This is a genomic window from Paenibacillus sp. P4_E11 (genome assembly GCF_056401635.1).
The window spans coordinates 1-14,915 of record NZ_JBFUIX010000111.1 but is presented as its reverse complement, the minus strand read 5'-3'; the positions used below and the strand labels follow the sequence as shown (position 1 = coordinate 14,915).

18 protein-coding genes are annotated in these 14,915 nt (G+C 50.7%); all 18 read left to right on the top strand.

Annotated elements, in window-relative coordinates:
- Nucleotides 1–12 precede the first annotated feature (12 nt).
- Nucleotides 13–234, top strand: coding sequence for a trp RNA-binding attenuation protein MtrB (gene mtrB / locus AC1DWB_RS27495; RefSeq protein WP_477544294.1), 222 nt, complete (start codon nucleotides 13–15; stop codon nucleotides 232–234).
- 95 nt (nucleotides 235–329) lie between these two features.
- Nucleotides 330–869 (top strand): hypothetical protein, encoded by a 540-nt coding sequence (locus AC1DWB_RS27490; RefSeq protein ID WP_477544291.1) that lies wholly within the window; start codon nucleotides 330–332, stop codon nucleotides 867–869.
- 89 nt (nucleotides 870–958) lie between these two features.
- Complete coding sequence (locus tag AC1DWB_RS27485) at nucleotides 959–1,825, top strand: heptaprenyl diphosphate synthase component 1 (protein ID WP_477544290.1); 867 nt, start codon at nucleotides 959–961, stop codon at nucleotides 1,823–1,825.
- 12 nt (nucleotides 1,826–1,837) lie between these two features.
- Complete coding sequence (locus tag AC1DWB_RS27480; protein WP_477544293.1) at nucleotides 1,838–2,566, top strand: demethylmenaquinone methyltransferase; 729 nt, start codon at nucleotides 1,838–1,840, stop codon at nucleotides 2,564–2,566.
- Entirely contained in the window at nucleotides 2,563–3,447 is an 885-nt protein-coding gene (locus tag AC1DWB_RS27475) for a UbiA-like polyprenyltransferase (RefSeq protein ID WP_477544289.1), read from the top strand. Before AC1DWB_RS27480 ends, AC1DWB_RS27475 begins: the two co-directional genes overlap by 4 nt.
- Nucleotides 3,441–4,040 (top strand): UbiX family flavin prenyltransferase, encoded by a 600-nt coding sequence (locus tag AC1DWB_RS27470; RefSeq protein ID WP_477544288.1) that lies wholly within the window; start codon nucleotides 3,441–3,443, stop codon nucleotides 4,038–4,040. Before AC1DWB_RS27475 ends, AC1DWB_RS27470 begins: the two co-directional genes overlap by 7 nt.
- A 3-nt stretch (nucleotides 4,041–4,043) precedes the next feature.
- Nucleotides 4,044–4,898, top strand: coding sequence for a menaquinone biosynthetic enzyme MqnA/MqnD family protein (locus AC1DWB_RS27465; protein WP_477544287.1), 855 nt, complete (start codon nucleotides 4,044–4,046; stop codon nucleotides 4,896–4,898).
- A gap of 4 nt (nucleotides 4,899–4,902) precedes the next feature.
- Nucleotides 4,903–5,877: a heptaprenyl diphosphate synthase component II gene (hepT, locus tag AC1DWB_RS27460; RefSeq protein WP_477544286.1), complete on the top strand. Its 975-nt coding sequence runs from the start codon at nucleotides 4,903–4,905 to the stop codon at nucleotides 5,875–5,877.
- A gap of 94 nt (nucleotides 5,878–5,971) precedes the next feature.
- Entirely contained in the window at nucleotides 5,972–6,415 is a 444-nt protein-coding gene (gene ndk, locus AC1DWB_RS27455) for a nucleoside-diphosphate kinase (protein ID WP_477544285.1), read from the top strand.
- Nucleotides 6,416–6,495: 80 nt separating this feature from the next.
- Nucleotides 6,496–7,272 carry a CheR family methyltransferase gene (locus tag AC1DWB_RS27450; protein WP_477544292.1) on the top strand — a complete coding sequence of 259 codons (777 nt, stop codon included), beginning with the start codon at nucleotides 6,496–6,498 and terminating at the stop codon, nucleotides 7,270–7,272.
- A gap of 103 nt (nucleotides 7,273–7,375) precedes the next feature.
- Nucleotides 7,376–7,540 (top strand): hypothetical protein, encoded by a 165-nt coding sequence (locus AC1DWB_RS27445; protein ID WP_477544284.1) that lies wholly within the window; start codon nucleotides 7,376–7,378, stop codon nucleotides 7,538–7,540.
- A 265-nt stretch (nucleotides 7,541–7,805) separates the two neighbouring features.
- Nucleotides 7,806–8,969 carry a chorismate synthase gene (aroC, locus tag AC1DWB_RS27440; protein ID WP_477544283.1) on the top strand — a complete coding sequence of 388 codons (1,164 nt, stop codon included), beginning with the start codon at nucleotides 7,806–7,808 and terminating at the stop codon, nucleotides 8,967–8,969.
- Nucleotide 8,970: 1 nt separating this feature from the next.
- Nucleotides 8,971–10,065: a 3-dehydroquinate synthase gene (gene aroB / locus AC1DWB_RS27435; protein ID WP_477544282.1), complete on the top strand. Its 1,095-nt coding sequence runs from the start codon at nucleotides 8,971–8,973 to the stop codon at nucleotides 10,063–10,065.
- 4 nt (nucleotides 10,066–10,069) lie between these two features.
- Nucleotides 10,070–10,444, top strand: coding sequence for a chorismate mutase (gene aroH / locus AC1DWB_RS27430; RefSeq protein ID WP_477544281.1), 375 nt, complete (start codon nucleotides 10,070–10,072; stop codon nucleotides 10,442–10,444).
- A gap of 384 nt (nucleotides 10,445–10,828) precedes the next feature.
- Nucleotides 10,829–12,376 (top strand): anthranilate synthase component I, encoded by a 1,548-nt coding sequence (trpE, locus tag AC1DWB_RS27425; RefSeq protein WP_477544280.1) that lies wholly within the window; start codon nucleotides 10,829–10,831, stop codon nucleotides 12,374–12,376.
- Nucleotides 12,377–12,404: 28 nt separating this feature from the next.
- Nucleotides 12,405–13,445: an anthranilate phosphoribosyltransferase gene (gene trpD, locus AC1DWB_RS27420; RefSeq protein ID WP_477544279.1), complete on the top strand. Its 1,041-nt coding sequence runs from the start codon at nucleotides 12,405–12,407 to the stop codon at nucleotides 13,443–13,445.
- Complete coding sequence (trpC, locus tag AC1DWB_RS27415; RefSeq protein ID WP_477544278.1) at nucleotides 13,435–14,256, top strand: indole-3-glycerol phosphate synthase TrpC; 822 nt, start codon at nucleotides 13,435–13,437, stop codon at nucleotides 14,254–14,256. Before trpD ends, trpC begins: the two co-directional genes overlap by 11 nt.
- A gap of 1 nt (nucleotide 14,257) precedes the next feature.
- Nucleotides 14,258–14,915: phosphoribosylanthranilate isomerase (locus AC1DWB_RS27410; RefSeq protein WP_477544277.1), on the top strand; the 658-nt coding region annotated here is incomplete at its 3' end.

Sequence of the window (14,915 nt, the reverse complement as noted above, 5' to 3'; positions counted from 1 at the left end):
GGGGTGGATCGTATGGATACAGTGCAAGGCGATTATTTTATTATCAAAGCGAGAGAAAACGGCGTGCATGTGATCGGATTGACGAGGGGGCATGATACCCGGTTCCATCACACGGAGAAGCTGGACAAGGGTGAAGTGATGATCGCCCAGTTCACGGAACATACATCAGCCGTCAAGGTACGAGGCAAGGCCATTATAATTACACGTCATGGAACGGTAAATACAGAAGATTAATGAGAAAAGCGGGCAGGCATGCATAGCCTGCTTTTTTATTTTGTACAATGAATATAGGAGTTGGTTATACATCTATCTTCGGAGGTGACTTATATATGAGCGGATTGTCCAGAATGCTGCTTGTTGCAGTTGTGTCCATTGGGCTTGCCATAGCATTATCCTGGCTTCCACGGTTGGACTCCGCGTCGCACCAGCAAGCAGTAGGCGCTGCGGCGTTCTCGTCGGAGACGGCCCGCACGTTGAATGAGCACAATCTGGTCGATCTGCTAGTCAAGCAGCCGCTCTTCATGGATATCGGACATGTGGAATGGAGTGATTCGATCTTATCCATCGACTTGAAGTCGAAGCAAGGTCAGGCGGACCCGGATTTTATCTACCGCGATCTATACACATTATCCAAGCTCGGGCTGAATGGAACGAAGAATGTGAAGCAGTTGCTAGTGCGCATCATGGAGCTGCCGAATGGCCTAGCAGGAGCGCCACAATTGCTTGTGGCCATGGAGGCGAGACGGGAAGATCTGAAGAAGAATGACGGCCAATCCTCTTCGCCAGGTACTCAAAATGCGGAGCAATACATCAGTTCACATTTTCGACTCACTTTTACTCCTAAATGGCTTGACCGACGATCACGTTGAAGGAGTACAATAGAATGTGCGTCCAGGAATCGAATGTGATATAATAGCGAAATGGCGTTAATGACTTTGGTCGCGGTACGGAGGCTTGCATGGACAAATACTCAATAGAAGATACGGCTAACAAATATACGCAATACGATATGATTCAGACGAATACGGATCTGCCAGCGTTTCCTAACATGCGTACAGAATTGTTGTATACCGTGCTTAAGAAGTGCTCCTCCTTTATTGATAGGAGCGAATTGTATGCGCTAGTGACATCACTTGCTCAGCTCGGACTCGATACACATGAGCAGATTCCTTCTACGAACGATCGGAAGGAGAAGAAAGAAGCGAGAGCCCGACAGTTCAAGGTACTCGCGGGTGATTACTTCAGCAGCCGATTCTATCACTTGTTGGCTCAAGCTGGGCAAGTGGATATGATCCGGCAGTTGTCCGGGGCGATCTGCGAGGTCAATCGATTGAAGATGAGTCTGTATACGAAGATGCGTCAATGGAAAATGACAGCAGATGAGTATTTGCAGCAATCGGTACATATTCGATCCCAGCTGTATGCTTCGTTCTCGAAGCAGTTGGATGGAAGTATGAATCTCAATTGGCCAGATCTGCTGAACGGCTACACCAGGTGCGAGGTTATCCTAGACGAGATCAAGAAGCTCGATGCTGGCGGGAATTTCCGCTTGAGCTGGGCGTTCTGGCACATTATGCAGTCCGGGACGAAGGAAGAGAGACGTCAGTTGCAGCAGCAGGAAGAGCCAGATCAGCTGAAGCTGCGTACACTAATCTTGAAATATAACGTGAAGGCCCAGTTATTCCAGATGCTGGAATCGCAGTTCAAGCAAGTGTCTGACATAGTGCGGCTATTGGACTCGGACAAGCTGATGCAAGATTTATACCGGATCGGAGAGCCTTTCACACGTTACTTAACCGCTCCGAAAGCGTTGGAAGAAGGGTGAGTGAATACTCGGATGGAGATGAAGTCGTCCAAGGAGAAGTTTGTTCACTCCGTATTTGAGAACATTGCACACAAATACGATTTGATGAACGACATCTTAAGCTTCAGAAGACATAAGGCATGGCGCAAGTTCACGATGAAGCGCATGAATGTCAAGCCTGGATCGACCGCCATCGACTTGTGCTGCGGCACTTGCGATTGGACAATTAGTCTGGCTGAACATAGCGGAACAGGATCGATAACGGGTCTCGACTTCAGCCGGAATATGCTGGACTTCGGACAGCGCAAGATCGAGAAGCTTGGGATGGAGGAACAGATCCATCTGCTCCATGGTAACGCTATGGCGTTGCCGTTCGAAGATAACAGTTTCGATTATGCGACGATCGGGTTCGCGCTTCGCAACGTTCCAGATCTCGTGCAGGTGCTGAAGGAAATGCGGCGTGTGGTGAAGCCGGGCGGGATGGTTGTATCGCTGGAACTGTCCAAGCCGACTTGGCAGCCGTTCAAGTCGATCTATTATTTTTATTTCCAGAATATATTGCCTTTAATAGGTAAGCTGGTAGCCAAACGATATGAACAGTACAAGTGGCTTCCGGAATCGCTCATACATTTCCCCGACCATAAGCAACTGGCGGGTATTTTTCATGAGATCGGGCTCCAGGAAGTAGAGGCGTACCCGCTGTTCGGTGGTGTCGCCGCGCTTCATATCGGCATCAAGGAGAAAGTGGGAGACTTGGAATGAAAGGAAATAAGCTAGTCACGTTTCTGGAAATGATTAAATTCGAGCATACCATATTCGCTCTGCCGTTCGCCTTCATGGGGGCGATGCTGGGGGCTGTTGTGGGACACGGACATTTGCCAGCTTGGTCACAGATTGGCTGGATCATTCTGGCTATGATCGGCGCACGAAGTGCGGCAATGGGCTTGAACCGGATTATTGACAAGGCGTTTGATAAAAGCAATCCACGGACAGCAGGCAGAGCAATTCCAGCTGGGTTATTGTCGTCGAAGGAAGTTATTATTTTCGTTCTGGCTTCTTTTATTTTGTTATTCGTTGCTACCGCCAATTTGAGCACGCTAGCCATGCAGCTGCTCCCATTGGCCGTTTTTATGCTCGTCTTCTATTCTTACACGAAGCGGTTTACTTGGGCATGTCACCTCATTCTAGGGCTGACAATCGCACTCGCACCGCTCGGAGGTTGGGTAGCCGTTACTGGACACATTGATGGATACGCCTTATTGCTATATGTGAGTGTAGCCCTATGGACCGCTGGGTTCGATGTCATCTATGCTTGTCAAGACGCGGACTACGACCGGAAGGAAGGGCTTCACTCGATCCCGCAACGGTTCGGTGTCGCAAGGGCACTTTGGCTGGCGAAGGCATTCCACTTGCTGACGGCGATCGGGTTCTTATGCATGTTCCTTCTTGTTGATGAGTTGAGCTGGTGGTACTTCGCTGGTGTCATGATCTCCTATGCGTTGCTGATCTATGAGCATGCCATCGTGAAGCCAACGAATTTGTCTAAGTTGAACACGGCCTTCTTCACCATGAATGGCGTGCTCAGCATTGTAATATTCAGCTTCACATGCATCGATCTAGTGGTGCGGTTCGCATCATGGTGATACAAGCGGGCAAGACGAAACCATGGATTGTAGGAATTACGGGAGCAAGCGGGGCCATATATGGCGTTCGTCTGATCGAAGAGCTGCTGGCGCAAGAAATTCCTGTCCATGCTGTCATAACGGATGCGGGCTGGCGAGTGCTTCACGAGGAATTGGATTGGAACGCAGCTCGCAGGCAGGACACGCTGTCGGAGAAGTTCGGCGGCAAACTGCGATATTACCCCAATCAGGACATTGGCGCGAGTGTCGCGAGCGGCTCCTTCCTGACGGCTGGGATGGTGATCGTCCCTTGCAGTATGGGGACATTGTCTGGCATAGCCCAAGGCGCCTCAGATAATTTACTGGAACGAGCAGCCGACGTGATTCTGAAGGAAGGACGACGGCTTTATCTCGTCCCGCGCGAGACGCCTCTGCATGCTATACACCTAGAGAACATGTTGAAGCTATCCCGTATGGGAGCTCGTGTGATTCCGGCTATGCCGGCTTTTTATCACAAGCCGCAGTCTATGGATGAGTTAATTGACTTTATGGTCGGCAAAATATTGGACAACATGGAGATTGAGCACAATTTGTACCGGCGATGGGGGGAATGATGGATGACAGAAGCAAACAAACTAATCCGCATCGGAAGAATCAATTATACGAACGTGTGGCCGATCTTTCACGAATTCCCGCACGAGCGGTTCACAGGCCAGATTGAAATGATAGAGACTGTACCATCAGCGTTGAACCGAGCCATGAGGTTGGGGGAAATCGATATGGGTGCGATCTCGTCATTCGCCTATGGGGAATCGTTCTCGGAGTACGAGCTGTTCCCAGACTTGTCCGTCAGCGCGAAAGAGAAGGTGAACTCCATTCTGTTATTCCACCGCCAACCGTTGGAGGAACTGGGGAACGCGAAGATTGCTCTGCCTACGACATCTGCTACGTCGATCAATCTGTTGAAGATCATCATGACGAAGTTTTACGGAGGATCGCCGGATTACGAGTATGCAACGCCATCCTTAAAGGATATGATGGAACATAAGGACGCCGCATTACTAATTGGCGACGACGCGATTCGGGCCAGCTGGTCCGATCACCCCTACCAGGTGACAGATCTTGGCGAGCTCTGGAGGCAGTGGACTGGCTATGGCATGACGTTCGCAGTATGGGCCGTACGAAAAGATACCGTTGATCGGTATCCAGAGACTATAGCCGCGATCCATAGTGCTTTAATGGAAAGCAAGAGCAAGGGTACTACGGACTTGTCGTCTATCATCTCGCTTGCAACGGAGACTGTTGGCGGTACACCGGACTATTGGCGCAACTATTTTGCCCATTTGAACCACGATTTCGGAGAGGCCGAGCAGCAAGGACTGCGGCTATATTTCCGTTATGCGAAGGAGCTTGGCTTACTAGCGCAAGATGTTCCATTGCAATTTTGGACCGATAAAACCAGAGTCAGGTGAACGAATGAAACTATTGGATATTTACGCCCGCATGAAACGAGAGATAGCCCAGATCGAACGGGAACTGGAAGACAGCATATACTCGGACCAACCCTTGCTAAGGGAAACTTCACTTCATTTGTTAAAAGCTGGTGGGAAGCGCATTCGTCCGGTGTTCGTGCTCTTGGCCAGCCAATTCGGTCAATACGACCTGGAGCGGGTGAAGAAGATCGCTGTTCCGCTGGAACTAATTCATATGGCATCGCTCGTTCATGATGACGTGATCGACGATGCCAATACCCGGCGTGGTCAATTGACGGTACGTTCCAAGTGGGACAACCGGATCGCGATGTATACCGGGGATTACATATTCGCGAAGGCGCTAACAGTCGTAACCCAACTGCCGAATCCGCGCATTCATCAAATTTTGTCCAAGGCGATCGTGGAGATGTCCATTGGTGAGATGGAACAGATTCGCTATTTTTTCCGCCCGGAACAATCCATACGTACTTACTTGCTACGTATAAGACGGAAGACTGCCCTCTTGATTGCGATTAGCTGCCAATTGGGTGCTGTGGCCGCCGAGGCGCCAGCTGAAGCAAGCCGCATGCTGTACAAGTTCGGTTACAATGTTGGCATGACGTTCCAGATCCGTGACGATATTCTGGATTTGACAGGAACAGAGAAGCAACTGGGGAAACCGCCGGGAAGCGACATCAAACAAGGCAATATTACGCTTCCTGTGCTTCTGGCTCTGCAGGATCCTTATCTGCATCCGAAGTTAATGGCCGAGATTGAGAGGATTCAGGAGGCAGACGGTCAGACTGATGTCGAACCGTTCCTGACTATGATCCGAGGCTCCCGATATATCGATGAAGCTGATGCACTGTCAGCTCGTTATATTGATAAAGCGATTGCTGCCTTGGATGGATTGGCGAATATTAGGGCGAAGCGCGACTTGATAGAGATCGCCCATTTCATCGGAAACCGTTCTTATTGAGCCGAATCGTAACGTGTGGTGTGAACGTATGCCAATCTGGGAATCCGACTACAATGAATGGTAGATGTATATAAGATCAGGGAGGAATGCGCAAATGGAAAGAACGTTTATGATGATTAAACCGGATGGAGTAGAACGGGGACTGATCGGGGAAATCGTGAACCGTTTCGAACGCAGAGGATTCCAACTTGTCGGCAGCAAACTGATGCAGATTCCGAAGGAACAAGCCGAGAAACATTACGAGGAGCATGTAGGCCGCCCTTATTACGATGATTTGATGCAGTTTATTACTTCAGGACCTGTATTCGCGATGGTATGGGAAGGTGATCAAGTCATTGCATTGTCCCGGATTATGATGGGGAAGACGAACACACTTGAAGCGTTGCCTGGAACGATTCGCGGTGATTTCGCAATCCATACGAACCGGAATATTATACATGGCTCCGATTCTTTGGAGAATGCAGAACGCGAAATTGCTATATTTTTTCAGGACAATGAATTGCTGTCTTACAAAAAAGCGGTCCAAAAGTGGATTTAAGCTTGGCGCAAGAAGGAATATGCTTCGGCTGCATGGAATAGGGTAGAAAACCTGCAGCAGGAGTGTGATTCTTTTTGGAGCTGGAAGACCACGATTTTAACTTGTTTATTAAGAAAGTGAAGCAATATTCGGCCATTGATTTGGCTCAATACAAAGAAGCGCAGATGAAGCGCCGCCTGACAACCTTGTATACGAAGCGAGGATTCGCTTCCTTCACTGCTTTCTTCGATGGCATGATGAAGGACAAGGAGCTGTACTACGAATTTCTCGATCGGATGACAATTAACGTCTCTGAGTTTTGGCGTAATCCGAATCGTTGGGAAGTGCTGGAGAAGAAGTTTATTAGCGAACTGTCCAGGGAAGCGGGACGTATCAAGTGCTGGAGTGCTGCCTGCAGTACAGGTGAAGAGCCATACACACTCGCTATGATATTGGCGGAGAACGGTCTGCTCAACCACGCACAGATCGTGGCTACAGACATCGACGACGGTGCGATGGAGAAGGCTAAGCAGGGCATTTACATGGATCGTTCTATACGAGATGTCCCGGAGAAGTATGTGAAGAAATATTTTACCCAGCAGAATCTCCTGTATAAGGTGACGGATACGCTGAAGAAGCAGGTTGTGTTCCGCAAGCAGAATCTGCTCCATGACACATTCGACACTTCATTCGACCTGATTGTATGCCGGAACGTGATGATCTATTTCACGGAAGACGCCAAGCATCTGCTATACAACAAATTCAGCCGGGCGCTTAAGCCGGGAGGACTGTTGTTCGTAGGCAGTACAGAGCAAATATTCACTCCGGGGCAATACGATCTTGAACCTGTGGACACGTTCTTCTACCGCCGCAAATAGTAACGTGAAGCTGTGCTACGTTTAAATCATTCCAATTATATACATACTAAAAGTTATTAGGTTGGAGTCGCAATCGAGACAAGTCCGTTGGAGGTTTCGTAGCATGGATAAGCGGAAAGTTATTACGGCATATCGTAGAGGCTTCATCACGATTCAAGAGTGCGCGCAAATATTGGGTATTGATTCGGTACACCAAGTGACTGGTATGGTGAACGATCCGAAGTGGGCAGAGCCTCACCGGATCATGACACAGCCAATTAACGGATAAAAGTTTGAAAGAGCAGTAGGGTCGGCATGTTTCGGGTATGCTCGCTTAGTGGGCATGCAGGAGACATGCTTTTTTTGTATCCGGGGTCCCCGCAAAGGGGCTTCGCCATGGATTAAGCATCGAAGGCCATCTTCACTTTGTGGGGAGGACGATTTGGGTCTTTTATTGTCAAACCGTGGAGGCTGTACTATAATTACAGAAGACTTGTACAGCAAAGCGCTAAAGTGTACCGTGAACAAGGGTAGAACGAAGGGAGAACGCACGAATGAGATACTTAACAGCGGGAGAAACACATGGTCCGCAACTAACTGCGATTGTTGAAGGGATTCCGAGTAATTTGCCGCTTACGGCGGAACCGATAAATGAACAGCTGGAACGTCGGCAGAAAGGCTATGGACGCGGCAAACGGATGCAGATTGAGAAGGACGCTGCCCAATTAGTCGCCGGAGTACGCCATGGGAAGACGACCGGGGCGCCGATTGCACTTGTTGTAGAGAACAAGGACTGGAAAGCCTGGACGACTGTGATGAGCATTGAAGATGTTGAGGAAGGCAGCGAAGGGAAACGCCGGATCAACCGACCGCGCCCGGGGCATGCCGACTTGAACGGCGGGTTGAAATACAATCAACGGGATTTGCGCAACATTCTGGAGCGCTCAAGTGCACGTGAAACGACGGTTCGTGTAGCTTGTGGAGCGATCGCTCGCCAATTGCTTGAACAATTCGGCATTAAGGTGGCTGGACAAGTGATCTCGATCGGTGAAATCGCCGTGGAGCGCCAGGAGTTGTCGATTGATGAACTGCGTCGCGTGACGGAAGAGTCTCCGGTTCGCGTAGTTGACAAGGCAGCGGAGGAGAAGATGATCGCTGCGATCGATCAAGCGAAGAAGGACGGCGATACGCTAGGCGGCGTCGTTGAAGTCATAGTAGAAGGATGTCCGGTTGGACTGGGCAGCCACGTGCAATGGGATCGCAAGCTTGATGGACGTATCGCACAGGCGGTCGTCTCGATTCAAGCATTCAAGGGTGTAGAATTCGGGATCGGCTTCGAAGCAGCCAACCGCCGGGGATCCAAAGTGCACGATGAGATTCGGTATACCGAAGATGGCGGTTTCCACCGTGCATCCAATCGTGCTGGCGGCTTGGAAGGCGGCATGACTACAGGTGAACCGATTGTCGTTCGCGCTGTAATGAAACCGATCTCTACCCTGTATAAGCCATTGCAGAGCGTCGATATCGACACGAAGGAAGTGTTCACCGCGCAGGTGGAACGTTCCGATACGTGTGCGGTTCCGGCTGCAGGCGTTATTATGGAAAGTGTAGTCGCATGGGAAGTAGCACGCGCCTTCATGGAGAAATTCGGCGGCGATTCGATCGAGGAAATCCGCGCCAACTACGAGAACTACCTAGCACAAGTGGGACGGTACTAAGATGAAACAGCTTACGGTCGATTTGGGAGATCGGTCATACCCGATTTATATCGGACCTGGCTTGTTGAATCAGGCTGCGGACTTATTCAAGCAGCATGGCATTGGTGTGAAATCGCCGATTCTAGTAGTGACGGACAGTCAAGTTGCTCCTCATTATCTGGAGAAGCTCCTTGGCGTATTGCGTGAAGGCGGGTACAAGGTCACTTCCTCTGTTGTAGAAGCAGGTGAGAAATCGAAATCGCTGGCGATGCTGGAGCAGCTGGTGACAGACGCCTTGGAGACCGGGCTCGACCGCAGCTCGACGATCGTCGCCTTGGGCGGCGGCGTCGTTGGCGACTTGGCCGGTTATGCAGCGGCCAGCTACATGCGCGGCATCCGCTTCGTCCAGATGCCGACTACGATTTTGGCGCACGACAGCAGCGTCGGCGGCAAGGTAGCAGTTAACCATCCGCAAGCCAAAAACATAATCGGTGCGTTCCATCAACCGGAATTCGTACTATATGATATATCAACACTTAGCAGTTTGCCGGATCGCGAAGTGCGCGCAGGGCTGTCGGAAATGATCAAGCATGGCTTGATCTGGGAGCGTTCCTTCGTAACATGGTGCGAAGAGAATGCCGAGGCTCTGCTGCAGCTTCGTGCTGAAGCGCTGGAATACGGGCTTTATGAAGGCTGCAAGGTCAAGGCGATTGTCGTCTCGCAAGATGAACGTGAAGGTGGTCTACGAGCTATCTTGAACCTTGGGCATACGTTTGGCCATGCGTTCGAAGCCGTTGCTGGTTATGGCGAGCTACTGCACGGGGAAGCTATTGCGATCGGCATGGTATGTGCAGCTCGATTGTCTGTTAATCTGGGCAATCCTGCTCATATCTATACCGATACAGAGCGCATATTCCGCAAGTTCGGCCTCCCTGTGCGCATACCGGCTCATATGGACACCGAAGCGATCATGGACGTAATGATGCATGACAAGAAGTTCAGGGAAGGCAGCATGGTATTTGTCGTTCCGACCGAGATCGGGAAAGTAGAAATCAACGATAAGATTGCGTCGCAATCGGTTCGGGATGTGCTGGAAGCGATGAAGGGAGAGGCGTAGGACAATGGTGGTAAGGGGAATAAGAGGAGCAATTACGGTTGAACATAACGAGGAAACCGAAATTCTGGATGCGACTATACAATTGCTGAATGAAATCGTACTCCATAATGATGTTCTTCCTGGGGATATCGCAAGCGTATTCGTAACAGTAACAGCAGATTTGGATGCGGCGTTTCCGGCGCGGGCCATTCGTCAGATGCAAGGCTGGGAGCTGGTACCGCTGATGTGTTCGTTGGAGATTTCCGTGCCGAACGGGCTGCCCAGATGCATTCGATTGATGGTTCTGATCAACACGAACAAAGATCAGGCTGACATTCAACATATTTATTTGAACGAAGCGAAGAAGCTCCGTCCAGATCTGGTACAGACCAAGGCTTAGGCCATACGGGTGAAAATGGTGTTGACGGTATTTTTATAAGTAGTGTATAGTAGAGAGCAAGCAAGAGCCGAGTAGAGTACAGTTGAGCAGAGTTAGATGAGTCGAGAAGAGCGTGCAAGTGAGCACCTTGTTTGCTATTGGCAAACAAGACTAGAACCGGGAATGTATCCGTCCGTAAGGTGGGTACATGGAATGAACGATTGAAAGTCGTGAAGCGCCCATAGGGGTTGTTTGCGTAAGAGTCAATCGGAATTTCATGAGATTTTCTCATTCCGCTATTGGAGCAACTTCTTCTATCTGCAATCAACCTAACCTCTACGCGATGCGTAGAGGTTTTTTAATTTACTCCAGCCGTTCACATCACCGTGTAAAGGAGCGATTACTATGTTTTCACCTAGCGAGCAGGAAGTCGTGCGTTTGGCCGGACAATATAACTTGATCCCGGTCGTCCGCAATTTAATGGCTGACACCGAAACGCCGATTCGTGTATTCCAGCACTTGCACCAAGAGAAGCGGGCATTTTTGCTAGAGAGCGTGGAGGGCGGGGCCAAGTGGGCGCGATATTCCTTCATCGGAACCGACCCTTTTCTCATCGTCCAAGGTAAAAGCGGTCATTTTGAGATCGAACATGCCGGTGAACGAAGAAAGGTTCATGACAAACCGCTTGAAATGCTCAAAGGGCTGCTGCGTTCGTATTCCAGTCCTTCGATCGAAGATCTGCCTCCGTTCACCGGGGGGGCGATCGGATTTTTCGGATATGACCTGCTGCAGTACTACGAGAACGTGCCTCCACACCGTACGGACGATCTACAGATGGACGATATGCAGTTCATGTTCTGTGATCAGGTTATCGTGTTCGACCATTTCAAGCAGCGCATCCAAGTTATTGCCAATGTGCATATCAGCCAACATGCGACAGATGCTGACATTCGCGAAGCTTACGCCTTGACCTGCAGCAAGATTGATGCCACGATTGAGCGCTTGAAGCAGCCGACTCCACAGCTCGGGTCCCAGCAAAATGCAATCCCGACGGATGTGGACATGGGTCGCATTCATTCTAATATGACCAAGCAACAGTACATCGACAATGTGAACAAAGCTAAGACGTACATTCGGGCAGGGGATATATTCCAAGTCGTGTTGTCCCAACGCTTCCATATCGAGACCGAGATTTCGCCGCTTCACGTCTACCGGGTGCTGCGCACGATGAACCCGTCCCCTTACATGTATTATCTGAAGATGGACGATGAAGTTATCGTCGGCACGTCGCCTGAAGCACTTGTGAAAGTAGACAATGGTCGGGTAGAGACCCGTCCGATAGCCGGTACTCGCCCGCGTGGCAAAACACCGGAACAGGATGCTGCTCTGGAGAAGGAGCTTCTGGCTGACGAGAAAGAACGCGCGGAGCACTTGATGCTCGTCGACCTTGGACGCAATGACATCGGGCGCGTAGCGGAGTTCGGAACGGTCAAATGTGATTCCTATATGCAGATCGAGCGGTATTCACACGTCATGCATATCGTCTCCAATGTATCGGGGCAACTACGGCCGGACAAAGACTTCTTCGATGCCTTCATCTCTTGCCTGCCTGCTGGAACTGTTTCTGGTGCGCCCAAGCTAAGAGCCATGGAAATCATCGCGGAGCTGGAGGAAGAGGCTCGTGGAACGTATGCAGGTGCGATCGGCTACTTGGGCTTCTCCGGAAACTTGAATACTTGCATTACGATTCGTACGATCGTCTTCAAAGAAGGCAAAGCTTATGTCGGAGCAGGCGCAGGGATCGTCTGGGATTCCGTACCCGAGTCCGAATACCAGGAGACTGTGAACAAGGCGATGGGGATGCTGCGTTCGATCCGTATGGCTGAAGCTATATTCGGAGTAGAGACTAAGAAGCCTGTTACGGCATCGGTTACGAATCAGGACTATTATTAAGTGCAATAAATTGGGGGAGGTAACGGGGATGGAGCAAACAATGACGATGCAGCAGGCGATTGGCCGGGTTGTCAGCGGTGGGAATCTAGCACGCGATGAAGCTCGTACTGTGATGGGTGAGATTATGAACGGTGCTGCAACACCTGCTCAGATCGGCAGCCTGATTACGGCACTACGCATGAAGGGAGAGACAGCGGACGAGATCACAGGTTTCGCCGAGATGATGCGCAGTATGGCGAGTTCGGTACGTACGGAGAGTCATAACCTGTTGGATACGTGCGGCACGGGGGGCGATGGTGCGGATACGTTCAACATCTCTACTACATCGGCTCTAGTAGCCGCAGCAGGTGGCATTCGTGTAGCGAAGCATGGCAATCGGGCCATGTCCAGCAAGAGCGGCAGCGCAGACGTTCTGGAAGCGCTTGGCGTCTCCATCGGGCTGAATAGCGAGCAGGCGGCGAAATGCCTCGACCAGGTGGGAATCTGCTTCATGTTCGCGCAAACGTATCATCAGTCGATGAAGCATGCTGCCGGCCCACGCCGTGAGATCGGCGTACGGACAATCTTCAATTTGCTCGGCCCGCTTACGAATCCGGCAGGAGCGGATCGACAACTGCTCGGATTGTTCGACCGCAGCAAGACAGAATTGATTGCGAGCGTTCTGCAATCCCTTGGGCTGAAGCGCGGACTTGTCGTGGCGAGCTACGATGGGTTGGACGAGATCAGCATTTCCGCACCTTCCAAAGTAACTGAGCTGAAGGATGGGGCCATTACTACTTATGATATTACCCCTGAGCAACTTGGGCTCCGCACATATTCGGTTCATGAAGTAGTAGGTGGGGATGCAAAGCGTAATGCCGAGATGATTCACGCCGTATTCCGGGGAGCGGTTGGGGCTTGTCGGGATATTGTATTAGCTAATGCTGGTGCTTGTTTCTATGTGAGCGGTCATTGCCCATCCCTGCAGGAGGGTGTACAATTAGCAGCAGCAACAATCGATTCCGGTCAAGCGCTTGCCAAGCTGGAGCAACTTGTCCAATATACAGGAGAACTAAGCCATGTTTCTTAATAAAATTGTCGCAACCAAAAAACAAGAGGTCGAGCAATTAAAGAAGACCTTCTCCTTGTCGGATGTAGAGAAGCGCATTGCTGCGCTACCGACTTGTGTCGGGTTCGAACGAGCGCTCGCAGAGAACCGCAATAGGACGATGGGTCTAATCGCCGAGGTGAAGAAAGCTTCGCCGTCCAAGGGATTGATCCGGGCAGACTTCGATCCGGTGCAGATTGCCAAGGCCTATGAAGCTGCCGGGACGGATTGCATCTCGGTGCTGACCGATACGGATTATTTCCAAGGATCGAACGCCTATTTGAGCGCGGTTCGGGAAGCTGTTCGGGTGCCGATTCTGCGCAAGGACTTTACCATTGATGCTACACAAATTTATGAAGCTCGCTTGATTGGAGCGGATGCGATCCTACTAATAGCAGCAATTCTTACTTCAGCTGAGATGAATGAATATCTCCGGACAGCTAAGGATATCGGGCTGGACGTTCTGGTCGAGGTTCATGATCTGGAAGAACTGGAGCGCGTGCTCGATTTGGAGCAAAAGGCAACATTGATCGGGATTAATAACCGCAACCTCAAAACATTCGTCACGGATCTGGGTACGACGGAGCATCTGATTACACGCATTCCGGCTGACCGTACGATTGTAAGTGAGAGTGGAATATCAGCGGCAGATGAAATTGAATATTTGCGTAATATCGGTGCCCATGCCGTATTGGTCGGTGAGCATTTCATGCGCAAACCTGACATTGGACTAGCGGTGACTGGACTGCTCGGCCCTACAACTAATCCACAAGCTCGGCAAGGAGCGCACTGAAATGGGCGCGGCAGGTAATAAAGCGGTTGTGAAAATCTGTGGACTTCAGGACGTTGAACGATTACAGTCGATCCTGCATTTGCCGATCGATTATATCGGCTTCTTATTCGCCAAGAGCCGTCGACAAGTTACCGGGCCGCAGGCAGGCGAGTTGATACGAGTCATACACGAGAAGGGTCCACAAGGTGGACGACAACCACAGACCGTAGGCGTCTTCGTCAATCCAACTCCAGAAGAGTTGGCTGATGTGTTGCGTGAAGCCCCGCTCGATGTGGTGCAGCTGCATGGACACGAGTCAGCGGAGCTATGTCGTTGGGTAAAGTCCACGTTCGGCGTACAAGTCATCAAAGTCGTTTCCATTGGCAATCCGTCCACCGAGGTTACGCTAGAGGAATCGCTTGGGCTCTATGCAGGCAGCATTGATATGCTGCTGCTGGATACATTCGAGCCACTCGTTGGCGGCGGTTCGGGACAGACGTTCGCCTGGGACCGGATTCCCGCTTACCTGGCTTGGGCCAGAGCGCACCATATTCCGCTCCTTGTTGCCGGGGGACTGCATGCGGACAATGTCGGGGAGCTTCTGAGCGAGTATGAGACGGATGGTGTCGATGTATCAAGCGGCGTGGAGACAGATGGGAAGAAAGATGTATCCAAAATAA

What these genes read in the sequence shown, in the direction of transcription:
- mtrB (WP_477544294.1), top strand. Translation starts at nt 13, where the DNA reads ATGGATACAGTGCAAGGCGATTATTTTATTATCAAAGCGAGAGAAAAC.
- AC1DWB_RS27490 (WP_477544291.1), top strand. Translation starts at nt 330, where the DNA reads ATGAGCGGATTGTCCAGAATGCTGCTTGTTGCAGTTGTGTCCATTGGG.
- AC1DWB_RS27485 (WP_477544290.1), top strand. Translation starts at nt 959, where the DNA reads ATGGACAAATACTCAATAGAAGATACGGCTAACAAATATACGCAATAC.
- AC1DWB_RS27480 (WP_477544293.1), top strand. Translation starts at nt 1,838, where the DNA reads ATGGAGATGAAGTCGTCCAAGGAGAAGTTTGTTCACTCCGTATTTGAG.
- AC1DWB_RS27475 (WP_477544289.1), top strand. Translation starts at nt 2,563, where the DNA reads ATGAAAGGAAATAAGCTAGTCACGTTTCTGGAAATGATTAAATTCGAG.
- AC1DWB_RS27470 (WP_477544288.1), top strand. Translation starts at nt 3,441, where the DNA reads ATGGTGATACAAGCGGGCAAGACGAAACCATGGATTGTAGGAATTACG.
- AC1DWB_RS27465 (WP_477544287.1), top strand. Translation starts at nt 4,044, where the DNA reads ATGACAGAAGCAAACAAACTAATCCGCATCGGAAGAATCAATTATACG.
- hepT (WP_477544286.1), top strand. Translation starts at nt 4,903, where the DNA reads ATGAAACTATTGGATATTTACGCCCGCATGAAACGAGAGATAGCCCAG.
- ndk (WP_477544285.1), top strand. Translation starts at nt 5,972, where the DNA reads ATGGAAAGAACGTTTATGATGATTAAACCGGATGGAGTAGAACGGGGA.
- AC1DWB_RS27445 (WP_477544284.1), top strand. Translation starts at nt 7,376, where the DNA reads ATGGATAAGCGGAAAGTTATTACGGCATATCGTAGAGGCTTCATCACG.
- aroC (WP_477544283.1), top strand. Translation starts at nt 7,806, where the DNA reads ATGAGATACTTAACAGCGGGAGAAACACATGGTCCGCAACTAACTGCG.
- aroB (WP_477544282.1), top strand. Translation starts at nt 8,971, where the DNA reads ATGAAACAGCTTACGGTCGATTTGGGAGATCGGTCATACCCGATTTAT.
- aroH (WP_477544281.1), top strand. Translation starts at nt 10,070, where the DNA reads ATGGTGGTAAGGGGAATAAGAGGAGCAATTACGGTTGAACATAACGAG.
- trpE (WP_477544280.1), top strand. Translation starts at nt 10,829, where the DNA reads ATGTTTTCACCTAGCGAGCAGGAAGTCGTGCGTTTGGCCGGACAATAT.
- trpD (WP_477544279.1), top strand. Translation starts at nt 12,405, where the DNA reads ATGGAGCAAACAATGACGATGCAGCAGGCGATTGGCCGGGTTGTCAGC.
- trpC (WP_477544278.1), top strand. Translation starts at nt 13,435, where the DNA reads ATGTTTCTTAATAAAATTGTCGCAACCAAAAAACAAGAGGTCGAGCAA.